The organism is Sphingomonas sp. P4_D12, from assembly GCF_056401895.1.
The window spans coordinates 207,799-223,823 of the sequence record NZ_JBFUIL010000003.1 but is presented as its reverse complement, the minus strand read 5'-3'; the positions used below and the strand labels follow the sequence as shown (position 1 = coordinate 223,823).

General features: G+C 64.0%; 16 protein-coding genes. 7 read left to right on the top strand and 9 right to left on the bottom strand.

The window, feature by feature from the left end:
* Nucleotides 1–28: 28 nt before the first annotated feature.
* Both AC1DSD_RS07005 and AC1DSD_RS07000 read right to left on the bottom strand, forming a co-directional pair.
* The gene (locus AC1DSD_RS07005) at nt 29–1,432 is read right to left on the bottom strand and encodes a serine hydrolase domain-containing protein (RefSeq protein WP_478029222.1); all 1,404 of its coding nucleotides are present in this window, start codon (nt 1,430–1,432) and stop codon (nt 29–31) included.
* A gap of 59 nt (nt 1,433–1,491) precedes the next feature.
* Nucleotides 1,492–2,151 carry a hypothetical protein gene (locus AC1DSD_RS07000; protein WP_478029221.1) on the bottom strand — a complete coding sequence of 220 codons (660 nt, stop codon included), beginning with the start codon at nt 2,149–2,151 and terminating at the stop codon, nt 1,492–1,494.
* Between the two features lie 85 nt (nt 2,152–2,236).
* Between AC1DSD_RS07000 and AC1DSD_RS06995 the strand changes: the two genes are divergently transcribed.
* Entirely contained in the window at nt 2,237–3,079 is an 843-nt protein-coding gene (locus AC1DSD_RS06995; protein ID WP_478029220.1) for a LysR family transcriptional regulator, read from the top strand.
* Here AC1DSD_RS06995 and AC1DSD_RS06990 read toward each other — a convergent pair.
* Nucleotides 3,076–4,077 carry a hypothetical protein gene (locus AC1DSD_RS06990; protein WP_478029219.1) on the bottom strand — a complete coding sequence of 334 codons (1,002 nt, stop codon included), beginning with the start codon at nt 4,075–4,077 and terminating at the stop codon, nt 3,076–3,078. The genes AC1DSD_RS06995 and AC1DSD_RS06990 overlap by 4 nt on opposite strands.
* Before the next feature lie 95 nt (nt 4,078–4,172).
* Complete coding sequence (gene rimO, locus AC1DSD_RS06985) at nt 4,173–5,501, bottom strand: 30S ribosomal protein S12 methylthiotransferase RimO (protein ID WP_478029218.1); 1,329 nt, start codon at nt 5,499–5,501, stop codon at nt 4,173–4,175.
* Nucleotides 5,502–5,599: 98 nt separating this feature from the next.
* Here rimO and AC1DSD_RS06980 point away from each other — a divergent pair, with 98 nt between their 5' ends.
* From AC1DSD_RS06980 to AC1DSD_RS06970, 3 genes are all read left to right on the top strand, one after another.
* Nucleotides 5,600–6,124, top strand: coding sequence for a DOMON-like domain-containing protein (locus AC1DSD_RS06980; RefSeq protein ID WP_478029217.1), 525 nt, complete (start codon nt 5,600–5,602; stop codon nt 6,122–6,124).
* On the top strand, nt 6,121–7,317 hold the full coding sequence (locus AC1DSD_RS06975; RefSeq protein ID WP_478029216.1) for an exo-beta-N-acetylmuramidase NamZ family protein: 1,197 nt from the start codon (nt 6,121–6,123) through the stop codon (nt 7,315–7,317). The genes AC1DSD_RS06980 and AC1DSD_RS06975 overlap by 4 nt, the downstream gene beginning before the upstream one ends.
* Before the next feature lie 72 nt (nt 7,318–7,389).
* Nucleotides 7,390–7,602 (top strand): hypothetical protein, encoded by a 213-nt coding sequence (locus AC1DSD_RS06970; protein WP_478029215.1) that lies wholly within the window; start codon nt 7,390–7,392, stop codon nt 7,600–7,602.
* A gap of 27 nt (nt 7,603–7,629) precedes the next feature.
* Here the strand turns inward: AC1DSD_RS06970 and AC1DSD_RS06965 are convergent, their stop codons facing one another.
* The 5 genes from AC1DSD_RS06965 to AC1DSD_RS06945 all read right to left on the bottom strand — a co-directional run bounded on the left by AC1DSD_RS06965 (nt 7,630) and on the right by AC1DSD_RS06945 (nt 12,111).
* Nucleotides 7,630–8,808: a vWA domain-containing protein gene (locus AC1DSD_RS06965; RefSeq protein WP_478029214.1), complete on the bottom strand. Its 1,179-nt coding sequence runs from the start codon at nt 8,806–8,808 to the stop codon at nt 7,630–7,632.
* Between the two features lie 27 nt (nt 8,809–8,835).
* Complete coding sequence (locus tag AC1DSD_RS06960; RefSeq protein WP_478029213.1) at nt 8,836–9,405, bottom strand: CHAP domain-containing protein; 570 nt, start codon at nt 9,403–9,405, stop codon at nt 8,836–8,838.
* Between the two features lie 50 nt (nt 9,406–9,455).
* A complete protein-coding gene (locus AC1DSD_RS06955; protein ID WP_478029212.1) occupies nt 9,456–10,331 on the bottom strand; it encodes a DUF817 domain-containing protein in 876 nt (291 codons plus the stop codon).
* 189 nt (nt 10,332–10,520) lie between these two features.
* On the bottom strand, nt 10,521–11,378 hold the full coding sequence (locus AC1DSD_RS06950) for an AAA family ATPase (protein WP_478029529.1): 858 nt from the start codon (nt 11,376–11,378) through the stop codon (nt 10,521–10,523).
* A gap of 67 nt (nt 11,379–11,445) precedes the next feature.
* Complete coding sequence (locus AC1DSD_RS06945) at nt 11,446–12,111, bottom strand: DUF6975 family protein (protein ID WP_478029211.1); 666 nt, start codon at nt 12,109–12,111, stop codon at nt 11,446–11,448.
* A gap of 214 nt (nt 12,112–12,325) precedes the next feature.
* Here AC1DSD_RS06945 and AC1DSD_RS06940 point away from each other — a divergent pair, with 214 nt between their 5' ends.
* The 3 genes from AC1DSD_RS06940 to AC1DSD_RS06930 all read left to right on the top strand — a co-directional run bounded on the left by AC1DSD_RS06940 (nt 12,326) and on the right by AC1DSD_RS06930 (nt 16,006).
* The gene (locus tag AC1DSD_RS06940; RefSeq protein ID WP_478029210.1) at nt 12,326–14,020 is read left to right on the top strand and encodes a M28 family peptidase; all 1,695 of its coding nucleotides are present in this window, start codon (nt 12,326–12,328) and stop codon (nt 14,018–14,020) included.
* Between the two features lie 127 nt (nt 14,021–14,147).
* On the top strand, nt 14,148–14,654 hold the full coding sequence (locus AC1DSD_RS06935) for a DUF2844 domain-containing protein (protein ID WP_478029209.1): 507 nt from the start codon (nt 14,148–14,150) through the stop codon (nt 14,652–14,654).
* Nucleotides 14,651–16,006 carry a DUF3443 family protein gene (locus AC1DSD_RS06930; RefSeq protein ID WP_478029208.1) on the top strand — a complete coding sequence of 452 codons (1,356 nt, stop codon included), beginning with the start codon at nt 14,651–14,653 and terminating at the stop codon, nt 16,004–16,006. The genes AC1DSD_RS06935 and AC1DSD_RS06930 overlap by 4 nt, the downstream gene beginning before the upstream one ends.
* The last annotated feature ends 19 nt before the right edge of the window (nt 16,007–16,025 follow it).

Here is a 16,025-nt window from a genome sequence, read left to right as displayed (position 1 = left end):
AAGCGGATCATCTGGTCGAGAGCGCCGGTCACTCGGCGGGCATCACGATGAATTGTTCGTAGCGGCCGGCGCCGTCGGGCTCGGCGTAGGTCACCACGGCCAGCTTGGTGCCGTTCGCATAGGTTACGGTATAGTTGCGGTTGACGAACCCGCCGCGCAGCCGCGCGGGCCGCGTCAAGGTGAACGACGCCGGGTCACCGAGCTTGGCCAGGCTGTCGCGATAATCGCCGATCGCCGTCGCGTCGAAATAGTAATTGGCGTCCTCTGTCATCGTCGCGCGATCGAGCTTGCCCGCGCGCAACTGGTCGAAAATCGCGCGCGCCTGCGCGGTCTTCGCCGTTTCGGCGTCGCCGGCAGCAGCCGGCTCGGTGGCAGGTGGCAAAATCAGCTCGGAAATCTGGCCGGCAATGCCGGTAAAGGCGTCGGAGAAGTCCGAATTGACCAGCACCACGACGGCGGCCTTGTCATCGGGATAGACGATATTCTCGGACAGGAATCCGACCGCCTCGCCGCTATGTTCGACGTAGCGATGCCCCTTGGCGGTGCCAGTGAAGACCCCCAGGCCGTAATTGGTCGACTTGCCGTTGGTCAGCAGGATCGGGGTTTCTTGCACCTGCCAGTCGTCAGCGGGCATCACGCTGCGGTTGAGCCGGGCGATGTCCCATTTGGCGAGATCGCTTGCCGACATGGCGAGTTCGCCCGCCGCGAACAGCCAGCCCCGCGCCGCCGGCTTCTCGACCCGCACCGGGCCGAGCGCATAGCGATGATAGCCTTGCGGAAAGCCTTTGCCGACCGCGAGATCCTGATCGATCACCTTCATCCCCAGCGGCTTGAATACCTTGTCCTGCAGATAGGCGAGCAGCGGCTTGCCCGCGGCCTTTTCGACGATCATCCCGGCGACGACATAGCCGGTGTTCGAATATTGCCATTGTGTGCCGGGCGCGAAATCGAGCGGCTTCTTCGCCCAACGATCGACGATCTGCTGCGGCGTGATCGGCTTTTCCATCGCCGCGAAACTGTAATCCTGGGGCCAATAGTCCTGCAGGCCCGACGTGTGGCTTAGCAGCTGGCGGATGGTGATCTTGTCGCCGTCGGTGATGCCAGGCAGCCACTTGGCCACCGTGTCATCGAGGCTGAGTTTGCCCTCATCTTCGAGCATCAGGATCGCGGCGGCGGTGAATTGCTTGGAGATCGAGGCGATCTGATACGGGGCGTCGCTGCGCGGCGTTGCGATCGTCTCGGACTGTTTGCCATAGGCTTTGGCGAATACGATCTTGCCGTCGCGCACGATCGCGATCGATGCCGAGGGCACGCCGTTGCGCGCCAGCGTGTCGGTGACGATCGAATCGACCTTAGTGGTTTCGGCGGGAGTCAGATCCTGCGCGAGCGCTGGCGTGGCGACGAGAAGCAGGGCAAGCGGCAGAAAGCGCATCGGCGGGCGGCTCCGAAAGAAATGCCCGCTCGCTATAAGCCGCCATTCGCCGCGCGCAATCAGCGGGCCAGCGGTACACCGGGCATGAGCGCCATGCGCGGGGCGTAGCGCCAGGTTTCGGCACGCAGCGTGCGTATCGATCCGGCGCTCAGCGATATAGGCGCCGGAGCGTCGGGCGACCGCGCGGGGAGCATCAGCAGATAGCGTCCGGGCGCTCCGTCGAGGCTGCGATACCAGGTCGCGCCCTGCAGCCGCCGAGCGGCGATGGCGGCCTCGAACGCGGCGGGATCGTCCGCGGCAATCGCATAGACGTGCAGATATGCTCCCGGTCGCCGCTGTTCGAGCGGAGTCGTGCGGCTCGCTTCGCGCCACAATTCCCAACCTTCGTCGCCGATCGCGGAGACATAGGGCCCGGCATTGGCGCGGAAGTCGGCGCCGTCGCCCTCGGGATCGGGACGACCCGCCAGCCCGTCGGGTGTCGTCCCGAACGTCCCATCGACAAAGGCGCCGGCGCGATCGCCGTTCGTCACATACCAGGCGAACCAGGCGAGCTTGTCGGTATGAGCCGCATGCCAGCGCAAATGCTGACGATAGCCGGCTTCGAACGCGGCTCGGTCCTTGACCGTGTAAGCGTAGAGATGGGCGGTGCCGCCCGATTGCGCGGCCGCGACGGCGGGGACGGCAATCGGCAGACAGGCGAGCGACAGTCGGACGAGCATCGGATTTCTCCTTCACTCGCAATGTAGACTTGTCCCGGTAATTCCGTAATTCGAAAGCTAGGAGATAATCGTTAGGTTAGACAGAATGTTTGAGGGTGCGGACTTGCGGCGGGCGGCAATATTCCACGCGGTCGCGCGGGCCGGCGGGATCGCCGCAGCGGCACGGGCGATCGGGAAATCGGCGCCCGCGGTCCATGCCGACCTTCGCCGATTCGAGCGCGATGTCGGCGTGACGCTGATGGAGCGATCGGGCCGAGCACTTCGGCTGACTCCACAGGGAAGGGTGCTGTTCGATACGATTGGCCGCGCGCTCGACGAGATCGACAGGGTGCGCGTCTATCTCAACCGCGACGACGGGTTCGTCACACCGCTCAGGGTCGGTGCGGTGACTGGGTTCGGCCGCTACCGGCTCGCGCCACTTCTGTTCGCGAGCATGCCGGATGCGCGGCCGATCCTGTTTCGCACCGGATCGCACGAAGACCTGCTCGCGGTGTTGCTGGCAGGGGAGATCGATCTGGCCGTGACCTATCGCGCGGTGACTGCGGTACCGGTCGAATCGGTCGAATTGGCGGGCGAAGAAGCGGTGCTGGTGGGCGCCATCGGCGATGTCGGCAGTCTCCATGCGATCGAGCGGCTGCGTTTCATCACCTATGACGAATATGACTATGTGTTCGGCCATTGGTTCGACCGCGTGTTCGGCCGCCAACCGGCGTCGCTGATCCGTCATGACCATTGCACCGAACTCGAAGAGGCGCTGATCAGCGTCCGCGCCGGGCGCGGTGCGACGATCGCGCCGCTCGATGCCTGCCTTGCGGCCGGCCTCGAACCGGCGACGGCGGGACGCGCGCCCAACACGCTGTATCTCTGCGGGATCGGAGGAGCGCTGACTTCGCCCGAGGCAGCGCAGATCCGGGAATTGCTCGCCTAACGGCGTTTCTTGCGCTTGGCCGGTGCCGGCGTGCGGACCGGAACTGCTGGTAGTCGCAGCGCAATGCCTTCGACCGGCGCACAGCGCGTCATCACCGTGCCGATCATCGCCAGCAGCCGCGATCGCGCATTGCCGAGCCCGATCGGGTCGGTGCCGCGATCCTGCGTTTCCAGATTCACATAAGGCAACCCGCGGAACAGCGCATAATTCGACAGCGACCCGTCGCTAGTCACGACATGCTCGAACATGATGTTCATGTCGGCATCGGACAGCGGCCGCGCGCAAAAGCCGCTCGCCGGGCTGCGGTCGCCGAGATAGGAGACGATCGCGACGCTGTCGGTGTCGTCATAGGGCCAGGCCGCGCGGATCGACGGGCGCGGCGAATAGAGGTCGCTGCACAACAGCACCGAAATCTCGCCCTTGCCGGTATAGCCGGCATCGGGCGGCGTGCAGGTCGATTCCGAGGCGCTATAGCCGGGCTCGTTGGTGTGCAGCGCCACGATCAGCCGCGTCGGACTGCCCAGATCCGCCAGCACCGTCGCGGCGTAATTGGGCGTATCGTCGCGAAAATTGCGATTGGGGTCGATCGAGCGGCCATAAGCGACGTCGGGGTTCATCCGGCTGTCGGGCCCATCGATCGAGCGCGCTTCCTCGATCGCGATCACCACGCCGCCATAGGATCGCACCGCGAATATCGCGGCCTGGAATGCGGCATTCTCGTTATCGTGCGGCACGAACCATAATGGCCCGCCGGGATGACGCAGATTGACGATGCGATAGAGGCGCCAGAAGGCGCGATCTTCGCGAAACTCGATACGATTGACCGACAATCCGTCCCAGATTGCGGGATTGGCGAGGCGCGTGAAATCGTCGGTCGCCATCACCATCGGATCGACCGGCGTGACGATCTTCTGCAGTGACGCCGACACGATTTGCGCCGATGCGGCGGGCGTAATCAGCGCCACGACCAGGCCCAACAGGATCGCCCATATCTTCATGACGCCACTCTGTTAGGTGGCGCGCGGCGTCTGGCAATAGTGCTGTCCGAGATCGGGACAGTTGGGGTCTATATTCGCTAGCGAATATAGACCTCTTAGGCGGGCACGCCGTATAAATCGTGCTCGTCGGCGTCCTCGATCAGCACCGGCGTGATGTCGCCCACCGCGAGATGCCCGGCGTCGCGCAGGAAAACTTCGCCATCGATCTCGGGCGCATCGGCCTGGCTGCGGCCGGTGGCGCCGCCGTCCTCGTCGACCGCGTCGATGATCACCGGCAGCGTGCGGCCGACCTTGGCCTGAAGCTTGGCCGCGCTGATCGCTGCGGTCTTTTCCATGATCCGCGCGTAGCGCTCTTCCTTGACTTCTTCCGGCACATGGTTGGGTAAGGCGTTCGCCGCCGCGCCCTCTACCGGTTCGAAGCGGAAGGCGCCGACGCGGTCGAGCTGGGCCTCGTCCAGCCAGTCGAGCAGATACTCGAAATCCTCCTCGGTTTCGCCGGGGAAGCCGACCACGAAGGTCGAGCGGATTGCAATATCGGGCGCGATCGAGCGCCATGACTTGATGCGCTCAAGTACCTTCGCCTCGTTGGCCGGGCGGCGCATCAGCTTGAGCACGTTGCGGCTCGCGTGCTGGAACGGAATGTCGAGATAGGGGAGCACCAACCCCTCCGCCATCAGCGGGATGACCTGATCGACATGCGGATAGGGGTAGACGTAATGGAGCCGCACCCAGGGCGCGATCTTGCCGAGTTCGCGCGCCAGGTCGGTCATGTGGGCGCGGACTTCGTTGCCGTGCCACATGCGTGGGAAATGCTTGATATCGACACCATAGGCCGACGTATCCTGACTGATGACCAGCAGTTCCTTGGTGCCCGCTTCGACCAGCTTTTCCGCCTCGCGTAGAATCGCGTCGGGGCGGCGGCTGACCAGGTCGCCGCGCAAGCTTGGGATGATGCAGAAAGCGCAGCGGTGGTTGCAGCCCTCCGAAATCTTCAAATAGCTGTAATGACGCGGGGTAAGCTTGAGCCCGCTTTCGGGCACCAGGTTGAGGAACGCGTTGGGCGGCATCGGCGCGGCCTCGTGCACCGCGCCCACGACCTGCTCATATTCGTGCGCGCCGGTGATCGCGAGCACGGCCGGGAAGCGGTCGCGGATGACCTGGGCTTCCTTGCCCATGCAGCCAGTGACGATGACCCGGCCATTCTCGGCGATCGCCTCGCCGATAGCCTCCAGGCTTTCCTCCTTGGCGGAGTCGAGAAAGCCGCAGGTATTGACCAGCACGACGTCCGCGCCGGCATAATCGGGCGACAGCTGATAGCCGTCCGACCGCAGCTTAGTCAGGATGCGCTCGCTGTCGACCAGGTTCTTGGGACAGCCCAAGGACACCATACCCACGCGGGGCGGTTCGGGAAGTTTGGTTGCCATGATTGCGCGCGCACATAAGCGTTTTGACGCCGCTTGAACAGGGTAGGGCTGCGCGCCTATCCTTCGCCGTCGAGCGCTACTGAGCGAGAGAGGTCGATTTGCCCGATTATTGGCTGCGGCCGCATCCCGATTTCAAGAGCACGGCAGTCATCGCGATCAACGTCGCGATCGCCCGTGATGGCGCTCGTCTGTCCTTGCGCTACTCGGTTGAAGGTGCGCTGGATCGCGTCCTCTGGCCCGAGCCGATGGCATCGGCTCGGACCGATGAATTATGGACGCACACCTGTTTAGAAGCGTTCGTCCAGCCGACGGGGGAGGCGGGCTATACCGAGCTCAACCTGTCGCCCTCGGGGCGCTGGGCGACCTATCACTTCGATGGGCACCGCGTCGGCATGCGCAACGCTGCGGCGGTTCCCGATCTGTCATGGCGATCGCCCGCGCTCACCGCCAGGATTGACCTGGGCGATATCGCCGACATGGACTGGCGGCTCGGCCTTACCGCCGTGATCGAAGCGGTCGACGGGTCGAAGAGCTTTTGGGCGCTGGAACACCCCGCCGGGCCGCCCGATTTTCACAACGCGGATTGCTTTGTCGCGCGGCTCCCGGCACCTGATCGCGCATGAAATTCGGTATCGACCGGCTCCTCGACGAGCCAGACCTGAGGAAACCGCTCGAGAGCAAGCGTGTCGCGTTGCTCGCGCACCCGGCCTCGGTCACCGCGGACCTGACGCATTCGATCGACGCGCTGGTCGCGACGGGGCTCAACGTCTCCGCGGTGTTCGGTCCGCAGCACGGTGTGCGCGGCGATCTGCAGGATAATATGATGGAGTCGCCCGACTTCACCGATCCGACCTACGGCATGCCGGTGTTCAGTCTGTACGGCGAAGTGCGGCGTCCGACCGGCCAGTCGATGGGCACGTTCGACACGATTCTGATCGACCTTCAGGACGTCGGCTGCCGCATCTATACCTTCGTCACGACATTGCTCTACGTGCTCGAAGCGGCGGCGGCGCACGGCAAGTCGGTGTGGGTGCTCGATCGACCCAACCCCGCGGGACGGCCGATCGAAGGGCTAACCTTGCGCCCCGGTTGGGAAAGCTTTGTCGGCGCGGGGCCGATGCCGATGCGGCACGGCATGACCCTGGGCGAGATGGGGCATTGGTTCATCGATCATTACAAGCTCGACGTCGATTATCGGGTGATCGCGATGGAGGGATGGCAACCCGACGCGGCGCCCGGCTTCGGCTGGCCGCCCGAACGCCCCTGGATCAATCCCAGTCCCAATGCCGCCAACATCAATATGGCACGCGCTTATGCCGGGACGGTGATGCTCGAAGGCACGAATTTGAGCGAGGGACGCGGGACGACGCGCCCGCTCGAACTGTTCGGCGCCCCCGATATCGACGCGCGCGCGGTCATCGCCGAGATGAGGCGGATCGCGCCGCGATGGCTCGACGGCTGCACGCTGCGCGATCTCTGGTTCCAGCCGACCTTTCACAAGCATGTCGGGCGGTTGTGCAACGGCGTGTTCATCCATGCCGAGGGCGCTGCCTATGACCATGACGCGTTTCGCCCGTGGCGGCTTCAGGCGCTGGCGTTCAAGGCGGTTCGCACGATTTATGGCGACTACGACCTATGGCGCGATTTCGCCTATGAATATGTCTTCGACAAACTGGCGATCGACGTCATCAATGGCGGCACGGACCTGCGTGAATGGGTCGACGATGCGGCCGCCCTGCCGGGCGATCTCGATTCGCTGACCGTTCCCGATGAGGCTGTTTGGGCGGAGGTACGGCGGCCGCATTTGCTCTATTGACCGTTGGATTGGCCGAAAACGACGCGAAACCCGCATTCTATCGCGAGTCGCTCCCCTTTGATCCCAAAAGGGATGCATCGCGTCATCAGCGTGACATGGTCTGTGGATAACCGAATCGCGGGGATCGGGATCGCAGCTATGGAATCAGATATTCGTTTTTATGCGCGCCGGGTCGCCCAGGAGCGCATCGCCGCGAAGAACGCCGTGACAGCGGAAGCGCGCGCACGACGGCTCGAACTCGCCGAGAAGTTTCAGGAAAAACTCACGCAGTTAGAGGCGTGCTGAAGCTCGACTTCTTCTAGAGCTTGACCCTCACCTTTTGCGCGTCAGCTCGCGCATCGCGTCATCAAGCCCCACCAGCGTCAGCGGGTACATGCGGTCGTTCATCAGCTCGCGGACGATCTTGATCGATTGCGAATAGCCCCATTGCTCTTCCTTGATCGGGTTGAGCCAGACCGCGGCGGGGTAAGTGGTCGTCATCCGGTGCAGCCACACCGCCCCCGATTCCTCGTTGAAATGTTCGACCGAACCACCGGGATGGGTGATCTCGTAGGGGCTCATCGATCCGTCACCGACGATCACCAATTTATAATCATGGCCGAATTTGTGGAGCACATCCCAGGTCGGCGTGCGCTCGGTGAAGCGGCGGCGATTGTCCTTCCACACGCCTTCATACGGGCAGTTGTGGAAATAGAAGAACTCCATGTTCTTGAACTCTGACGTCGCCGCCGAGAACAATTCTTCGCAGAGCTTGACCCAGGGATCCATCGATCCGCCGACGTCGAGGAACAGCAGCAATTTGACCGCATTATGCCGCTCGGGGCGCATATGGATGTCGAGCCAGCCCTGGCGCGCCGTGCCCTCGATCGTCGCGTCGAGATCGAGTTCGTCGGCCGAGCCTTCGCGCGCGAAGCGGCGCAGGCGGCGGAGCGCGATCTTGATGTTGCGGGTACCGAGCTCGCGCGTGCTGTCGAGATTCTTGAACTCGCGCTGATCCCACACCTTGATCGCGCGGCCATGCTTGGATTCGCCGCCGATCCGCACGCCTTCAGGATTGTAGCCCGAATTGCCATAGGGACTGGTGCCGCCGGTGCCGATCCATTTGTTGCCGCCCTGATGGCGCTTTTCCTGTTCCTCCAGGCGCTTCTTGAGCGTTTCCATGATCTCGTCCCAGGAACCGAGCGACTTAATCTGCTCCATCTCTTCGGGGGAGAGATATTTCTCCGCGATCGCCTTCAGCCAATCCGCCGGGATTTCCGCCGGCTGGGTGCCATAGGCGGTGGCGATCCCCTTGAAGACCTTGGCGAAGACCTGATCGAAGCGATCGAGCAGGCCTTCGTCCTTCACGTACACCGCGCGGCTGAGATAATAGAAATCCTCCGGCGTGCGATCGATCACGTTCTTGTCGAGCGCCTCGAGCAGGATCAGGTGCTCCTTCATGCTCGCGGGGATGCCGGCAGCGCGAAGCTCGTCGAGAAAGTTCAGAAACATGGGTACGGTCTTAACGCACCCAAAAGGTCAGCGATAGGCGTCGATCAGCGCGCCGACATAATCGGGATCGCGGCCGGTCAGTTCGGGAGCGGGCTTCGCCTTGTGGCCGTCCAGCGCCAATGGATAAATGAAGCCGTAAAGGGGGAAGGTGGTCGACCCGAGCCCATCGGCATCGCGATACCAGACGCGCACTTCGCTCCAGTCATTGTCTGGGCTGACGTCGGTCAGCGTGACGTCCTGCTCGGCATGGCCGCGCTCGCCGTTCATCCGCGACCAATTGGCGTGGGTGACCATCGCCACCCGGCTGTCGACCACCCGGCTGATCACCGCGACATGGCCGAGCGGCAGCCGGGCGGTCTTGCGGAAGACGACGACCGCTCCAGCGCGCGGGGTCTGGCCGCGGCGATATCGACCCTCGGCTTGGCCCCACCAGGTCCAGGCGTCGCCATAGATCTGGATGCCGGACGCCGCTCGTGCGAACGGCACGCACTGCCCGACATAGTCGAGCAATGTTCCGGCGCGCGCTGGGGCGGCTATTCCCGCCAACAGGGCAAGAGTAACCGCCAGCACGCGGAGATGGGGGGGGTATCTCCTCATGCCTGCCTGCCATAGGGGCGGTTGCCTGACCGGATGGTTGGCGGACGGGGTTAATTAGCTGGTGACTGTGTTTTCGGCGCGCCGTCCTCGCCATGGATCAGCGACACCATCACTACCGAGATGATCATGAGGAGATACCAGGAACCGAGCTTGGCGGGGCTCACCATCGCCCAGCCATGACGCTGGTTCGGGTAGGACCAAGCGTGGGCGAAGGTACTGATGTTCTCGGCAAACCAGATGAACAGGGCGACCAGAAAGTAACCGAGCAGGATCGGCATCCAGCGCTCGCGACGGAACGGGGTGAAATAGAAACGCGAGCGCCAGAACATCAGGACAATCACCACGAACAGCAGCCAGCGGATATCGGGAAGCCAGTGATGGGAGAAGAAATTGACGTAGATCGCGACGGCAAGCGCGATCAGCGCGCGCCGGGACGGCCAATGATCGAAATGAATCCCGAAGATGCGCCAGATGCGCGCGATATAGCTGCCCACCGCGGCGTACATGAATCCGGAATAGAGCGGGACCAGCCCGATATGGAGCACGCCGCCGGCCGGATAATTCCACGAGCCGGCCTGTGTCTTAAACTGCTCCATGATCGTACCGGTGACGTGGAACGCCAGGATAATCCTAGCCTCTTCCCAATTCTCCAGCCGGAAGGCGAGCATGCCGATTTGGATCGCGATCGCCGTCAAGGTCACGAAGTCGTTACGAGCGAGTGGCGCGTCATCGGGGTAGAAGAGGTGCGCGCCGAGCAGCAGCACGAGCATCAGCGCGCCGAACAGACACGCCCAGCCTTGCTTGAAGCCGAACAGCAGGAATTCGTAGACCCACGACTTCCACCCGCTGCTCGGCTGCGCCGCCTCGAGCTTGGCGCGGACGCGGGCGAAGCGGGTGGCGCCGGGCTGCAAGGGATGATCGCTCATCTACCCGTCATGCCAGCGAAAGAGCATCAGGTTAAGCATGCCCCGCATGCTTAAGGATCGTCCGGGGGGCGATCCGACCAGATGCTCATCTCAAGAGGCTTGAGACCCCAGCTTGCGCTGGGGTGACGGTATTTGATCTGAGGCGCTTGTCGTTCAGAGCGGTAGGCGGGCCGCCATCTGCTGCCGCAATCAGCGCGGGGTGCCGCCTTGCTGGCGTTTAGCCATGAACGCCAGCCGTTCGAACAGCATCACGTCCTGCTCGTTCTTGAGCAAGGCGCCGTGGAGCGGCGGGATCGCCTTCGTCGGGTCGCGATTCTGCAGCACGTCGAGCGGCATGTCCTCGTGGAGCAGCAGCTTGAGCCAATCGAGCAACTCGCTGGTCGACGGCTTCTTCTTGAGGCCGGGGACGTCGCGGACGTCGTAGAAAATGTCCATCGCTTTCGACACCAGGATCTTCTGGATGCCGGGGAAGTGGACGTCGACGATCGCCTGCATCGTGTCGCGGTCGGGGAATTTGATATAATGGAAAAAGCAGCGGCGCAGGAATGCGTCGGGCAATTCCTTCTCGTTGTTCGAGGTGATGACGACGATCGGCCGCTCGGCCGCGCGCACCGTCTCCTTGGTCTCGTAGACATGGAATTCCATGCGATCGAGTTCCTGGAGCAGGTCGTTGGGGAATTCGATATCGGCCTTGTCGATCTCGTCGATCAGCAGGACGGGGACCTCGGGCGCTGTGAACGCCTCCCACAATTTGCCCTTGCGGATATAGTTGGAGATATCGTGGACGCGCTCGTCGCCCAACTGGCCGTCGCGCAGGCGGGCGACTGCGTCATATTCGTACAAGCCCTGCTGCGCCTTGGTGGTCGATTTGACGTTCCACTCGATCAGCGGCGCGTTGACCGCCTTGGCGATCTCATAGGCCAGAACGGTCTTGCCGGTACCGGGCTCGCCCTTGACCAGTAGCGGACGGCGAAGGGTCACCGCGGCATTGACCGCGACCTTCAGGTCATCGGTCGCGACATAGCTCTGGGTGCCTTCGAAGCGAATCATTGCTGTCCCCGAATTTTTTCGAAACTCGGGTTTGCTTAGAACTGCCCAAAGGGAAAACGCAAGCTCAGCTCCGGTCGCGCGCGCTCTTGCGGGCTTCGGCCAGATCCCACAGCGCGCGATGCTGGGCGAGCAGCTGTTGGGCGCCAAAGCTCATCGCGCGCTCGACCGGCGCTTCGGAGGCCAATGTCACCGCGATCGTCTGCGTCTCGGCATCGATCGGCAGGTTGGACGGCAGCGGCGCGAACCCCGCGCGATCGGCGGCGGCACTCATCAGCGCGCGCACCGCGTGCCAGTCGAGGACCAAAGCGATCGAGGCGCCTACCGCGCACCCGGCGCGGTCGGACTGCGCCAGCATGTCGAGCGCGTGGCGCTGCGCATTGACGGCGGCTTCCGATTCGGCCTGGCCCGGCGTGGAGGGGATCGGTCCGGCCGCGGCGGTCAGGCGCGCGAGCAAGGCGCGTTCGTCGGCGAATGATTCGGCCGCGGCTTCCAGCCACGGCTGGGCCGTCTGGCTGTGCCCATGGCCGACCGCATGATCGATTACCCCGGGATGGCGCCCGTGCAATGCGCACAGCAAGTGGATCGCGTCAGCGAGGTCGCGCGTCGCGGCACCCGGCGCACATATGGCGCGAATGAACGGGTGGCGCGCGCTGCCGTCGGCATCGGCGAGCGCGGCGAGCACGCTCCACCCGCCACCGCGACGATCAAATGATAGTGTTTCGACTGACATGGTTCCCCAATGCAATGTGGCTCCGCGCACTCTTGGGGCAGAGGGATATACCGAACCACGTAAAGACGCGGTTTATGTGCCCTTAAGTATGTCGCAACCGCCGCAGGAGCGGGGCACTTCGGCGCAGCCCCTTGGCAGCCCCTTTGCCGGCGCGCATTCTTGCCGGTCCCGCCGGTCGCCTGTAGCAATTGCATCGAGACGGGGGAGGAACGCCATGACGAGATGGTGGGCGGCGGTGATCGCGCTGGCCGGTGCGGTGATCCTGGCGATCGTGGCGACAACGCCGCCGGGGCCGGTGCCCGCCGATGCGCCCACCACACTTTTCTCGGCGATTCGGGCAATGACGGACGTTCGCGTGATCGGCCGCGCGCCGCATCCGACTGGCAGCGCCGAGGACGCGCAAGTCCGTGCCTATTTGGTCGCACGTCTTAAAGGCATGGGCCTGGAAGTCGCCACCGCCACCGGCACGATGAGCACCGCGGCCAAAAAGCGCCTCGATGGTTGGAGCAAGGCAGTCGCGCCCGCGCCGCCGCTTACCAATATCATCGCGATCCTGCCCGGTCGCGATCGCGCGCAACCCGCGGTCCTGTTGATGGCCCATCACGACAGCGTCTGGGGATCGCCCGCCGCTGCCGATGACGGCGCGGGCGTGGCATCGGTGCTGGAGACGATTCGTGCGATCAAGGCGGGCGGCCAGCCGCGCCGAGACGTGATGGTGCTGCTGACCGACGGCGAGGAACTCGGGCTGGAAGGCGCGAAAGCGTTCTTCGCCACCGATTCGCGCCGCGCGCATGTCGGCGTGATCGTCAATCTCGAGACGCGCGGAGGCGGCGGGCGCGCATCGATGTTCGAGACGGGCAGCGACAATGGCGCGATGATGGACCTGTTCGGACAGGCTGTGCGCCGGCCGGTGGCGACGTCGCTCAGCGTGTTCATCTACAAGAAACTGCCCAATTCGACCGACCTGACCGTGGCCAAGAAACTCGGCTATCCGGGATTCAATTTCGCGTTCATCGGCCGCGCGGGTCTCTATCATTCGCCGCTGGCAACTCCCGACGCGCTTGACCAGGGTGCGTTGCAGGACATGGGACGCCAGACGCTCGATTTGACGCGCGCGCTGGCCGATGCGCCGGTGCTGCCGGGCAGGGCGGCCGACCGCACGTTCTTCGACGCTTACGGCCTGTTCTTCGTCAGCTATCCGGCGGCGCTGGGCTGGGTGTTCCTGGGGATCGGCGGGCTGGGTTATGGCGCGGCAGCGTGGCGGCGTGCGACGATCGGAGAGGTCGCCAAGGGGACGGGTATGCTGCTCGCGCTGATCGTTATCGCGATGGCGTGGTTGTATCTCGTCAACATGGTGTCGATCGGGTTCGGCGCAAACAACCATTATTACGACAGGCTCGCGGCGATTCCCCGGCTTCAGGTTCAGGCCTTGCTCGTCTGTCTCGCCACATTCCTGACAATCCGCCATTGGCTTCCGTCGGGGGTGGGGAGCATCGCCGGGGCGGCGATTCCGTTGCTGGCGCTCGGCGTCGTCATGCAGGCGTTGGCGCCCACGGCATCCTACCCCTTCGCGATGCCCTTGATGCTTGGCGGGATGGCGCTGGCGATCGATCGTTACGCTGGAAGGAGCGTTGGCATCGCTGCGACGATCGTCGCGGCGACGCTGGGTGTCGGCTATATGCTCGGGTTCGGATTCTTCCTGCTGCAGGCGGTGGGTCCTGGCATGCCGATGGTTGCCGCGATTCCGCTAGCGATCAGCGCGGTGTTGCTCTTGCCGCTGATGCCCGAACCGCGACGCGCGCTGACGATGGTGGCGGCATTGCTGGTCGTTGCGACCGGGATCGCTCTATGGATACTGCTCGACCCGGTGGCGCCAAGCGTCGCGGTGTACAGCGACGTGAAGACATAAGACCGGCAGAAAACAACAGCCTCCTGGCTTGGGCGGCGGCCGAGATTCGCCACCCAAATGGACGTTGACTCGCCACCGGCGAGGAATACGCTGCCGATCGTTCGCGGCGAGATCAACGTGCGCAGCGATGTTGCGTTTGGAGGGTTTTTCGACCGTGTCTCTGATCCATCGCGTTGGTGCCCTCGGCCTCGCGGCAAGCTGCCTGTTTCTCTCCACCGCTGCATCGGCGAAGCTCGGGGGCGCGATGTCCAGCGTCACCGAGGATCGCGGGCGAATGGCCGTCAGCATGAAGTCGGTCGCTATGGGTCGCTACACGCGCCATGAAATGACGCGTCCGAATGGCGGTTCGGTGCGCGAGTTCACCAATGCCGCCGGAACGGTCTTCGCGGTGACCTGGTCCGGCCCGGGCAAGCCCGATCTCAAGACTCTGTTCGGACCGTATTTCTCGACCTTCCAGTCGAATAGCGTCGCGACGGCGCGACAAATGCACTCGCTGCGCCGTCCTCCGCAGGTCGCGCAGCGCGATCTGCAGATCCAGGCCGGCGGCCATATGGGCTGGTTCCACGGAGTGGCGTTCGTGCCCTCGCTGGCGCCGGCCGGCTTCTCAATCGACGATCTGGCGACACAACCATGAAGGTCCGCAAACATCTCGGCGGGCTGATGATCGCATTGGCGCTCGTCGGGTGCGGCGGGGGAGGCACCGGATCCTCGACGCCCATCGCCGCCGCGCCGACGCCAAGCCCCACACCGTCACCTACGCCAACGCCGACTCCCACGCCGACACCGACTCCCACCGCCAACACCGCCACGGTCACGCTGGATGCGGGTCCGGCCGCGCTCAATACCGGGACCGGCGCGTATACCGCGTTCAACGAGCCCTATGTCTCGGTCACCATCTGTGCACCGGGCTCGACGATCAATTGCCAGACGATCGACCATGTCATCCTCGACACCGGCTCGGTCGGCTTGCGTATCATCAAGCCCGTGCTCAACGCGGGCCTGCTCGCCGCGCTGCCGACCGAAACCGACGCGTCGAGCAATCCGGTCGGCGAATGCTATCAGTACGTGAATTCCTATGCCTTCGGCTCGGTGCGAACGGCCGATTTCTCGATCGCGGGGGAGAAGGTCGCCAACATGCCGTTTCAGGCGATCGGCGACAGCGGGACCTTCGCCAGCGTGCCCTCGAGCTGCTCCTCGGGTGGCGGCACCGCGATCCAGACGGTGCAGGATTTCGGCGCCAACGGGATTATCGGCGTCGGTACGACCACCACCGATTGCGGCAGCTTTTGCACGGTCAATGGCGGCTCGTCGGGCGCGATCTATTATGATTGCCCAAGCAGTGGCTGCAGCAGCGTGATCGCGCGCGCGGCGAACGCTGCCGCGCCGTTCCAGCAATTGCCCAATCCGGTCGCGGCTTTCGCCTCCGACAATAACGGAACGATCATATCGCTGCCGGCGGTGGCGCAGTCCGGCGCGACCTCGCTGACCGGCACTGTGACCTTCGGCATCGGAACGCAGGCCGATAACAGCTTGAGCGCGGCCAATGTGTTGCCGTTGACTACCTCGACGAGCCAGCTGGGGCCGGGGACGCTCGCCGCAACCTATAATGGCAAGAAGCTGACTCAGAGCTTCGTCGACAGCGGCAGCAACGATTATTATTTCATCGACACCAGCCTGAACCCCTGCACCGACGCTGGCCTGATCGCCTTTTACTGTCCGCCGATGCCGACGCCGCTGTCGCCTTTGCTGACCGCGACCAACGGCGTGACCGCGAGTGGGGCGTTCGAGCTGTACAGCCCGCTGAACGTGTCCGGGTCATCGACCGTCGCCCCGGGGCTCGGCGTCAATCCGACGCTGGTCAAACCGCCGCTCCCGTTCGCCAACAGCTTCGATTTCGGCGTGCCGTTCTTCTTTGGACGAACGGTCTATACCGCGATCGAGGGCCGGCCCGCCGGAGGCGTTGGCGGACCATACGTGGCGTTTTGAAGCGGGCGTGATCGCGAGC

Excerpts from the sequence above, each read along its gene's own strand:
- AC1DSD_RS06935 (WP_478029209.1), top strand. The coding sequence starts at position 14,148 with ATGTTGCGTTTGGAGGGTTTTTCGACCGTGTCTCTGATCCATCGCGTT.
- AC1DSD_RS06960 (WP_478029213.1), bottom strand. The coding sequence starts at position 9,405 with ATGAGGAGATACCCCCCCCATCTCCGCGTGCTGGCGGTTACTCTTGCC.
- AC1DSD_RS07005 (WP_478029222.1), bottom strand. The coding sequence starts at position 1,432 with ATGCGCTTTCTGCCGCTTGCCCTGCTTCTCGTCGCCACGCCAGCGCTC.
- AC1DSD_RS07000 (WP_478029221.1), bottom strand. The coding sequence starts at position 2,151 with ATGCTCGTCCGACTGTCGCTCGCCTGTCTGCCGATTGCCGTCCCCGCC.
- AC1DSD_RS06955 (WP_478029212.1), bottom strand. The coding sequence starts at position 10,331 with ATGAGCGATCATCCCTTGCAGCCCGGCGCCACCCGCTTCGCCCGCGTC.
- AC1DSD_RS06975 (WP_478029216.1), top strand. The coding sequence starts at position 6,121 with ATGAAATTCGGTATCGACCGGCTCCTCGACGAGCCAGACCTGAGGAAA.
- rimO (WP_478029218.1), bottom strand. The coding sequence starts at position 5,501 with ATGGCAACCAAACTTCCCGAACCGCCCCGCGTGGGTATGGTGTCCTTG.
- AC1DSD_RS06995 (WP_478029220.1), top strand. The coding sequence starts at position 2,237 with ATGTTTGAGGGTGCGGACTTGCGGCGGGCGGCAATATTCCACGCGGTC.
- AC1DSD_RS06930 (WP_478029208.1), top strand. The coding sequence starts at position 14,651 with ATGAAGGTCCGCAAACATCTCGGCGGGCTGATGATCGCATTGGCGCTC.
- AC1DSD_RS06965 (WP_478029214.1), bottom strand. The coding sequence starts at position 8,808 with ATGTTTCTGAACTTTCTCGACGAGCTTCGCGCTGCCGGCATCCCCGCG.
- AC1DSD_RS06990 (WP_478029219.1), bottom strand. The coding sequence starts at position 4,077 with ATGAAGATATGGGCGATCCTGTTGGGCCTGGTCGTGGCGCTGATTACG.
- AC1DSD_RS06970 (WP_478029215.1), top strand. The coding sequence starts at position 7,390 with ATGCATCGCGTCATCAGCGTGACATGGTCTGTGGATAACCGAATCGCG.
- AC1DSD_RS06945 (WP_478029211.1), bottom strand. The coding sequence starts at position 12,111 with ATGTCAGTCGAAACACTATCATTTGATCGTCGCGGTGGCGGGTGGAGC.
- AC1DSD_RS06940 (WP_478029210.1), top strand. The coding sequence starts at position 12,326 with ATGACGAGATGGTGGGCGGCGGTGATCGCGCTGGCCGGTGCGGTGATC.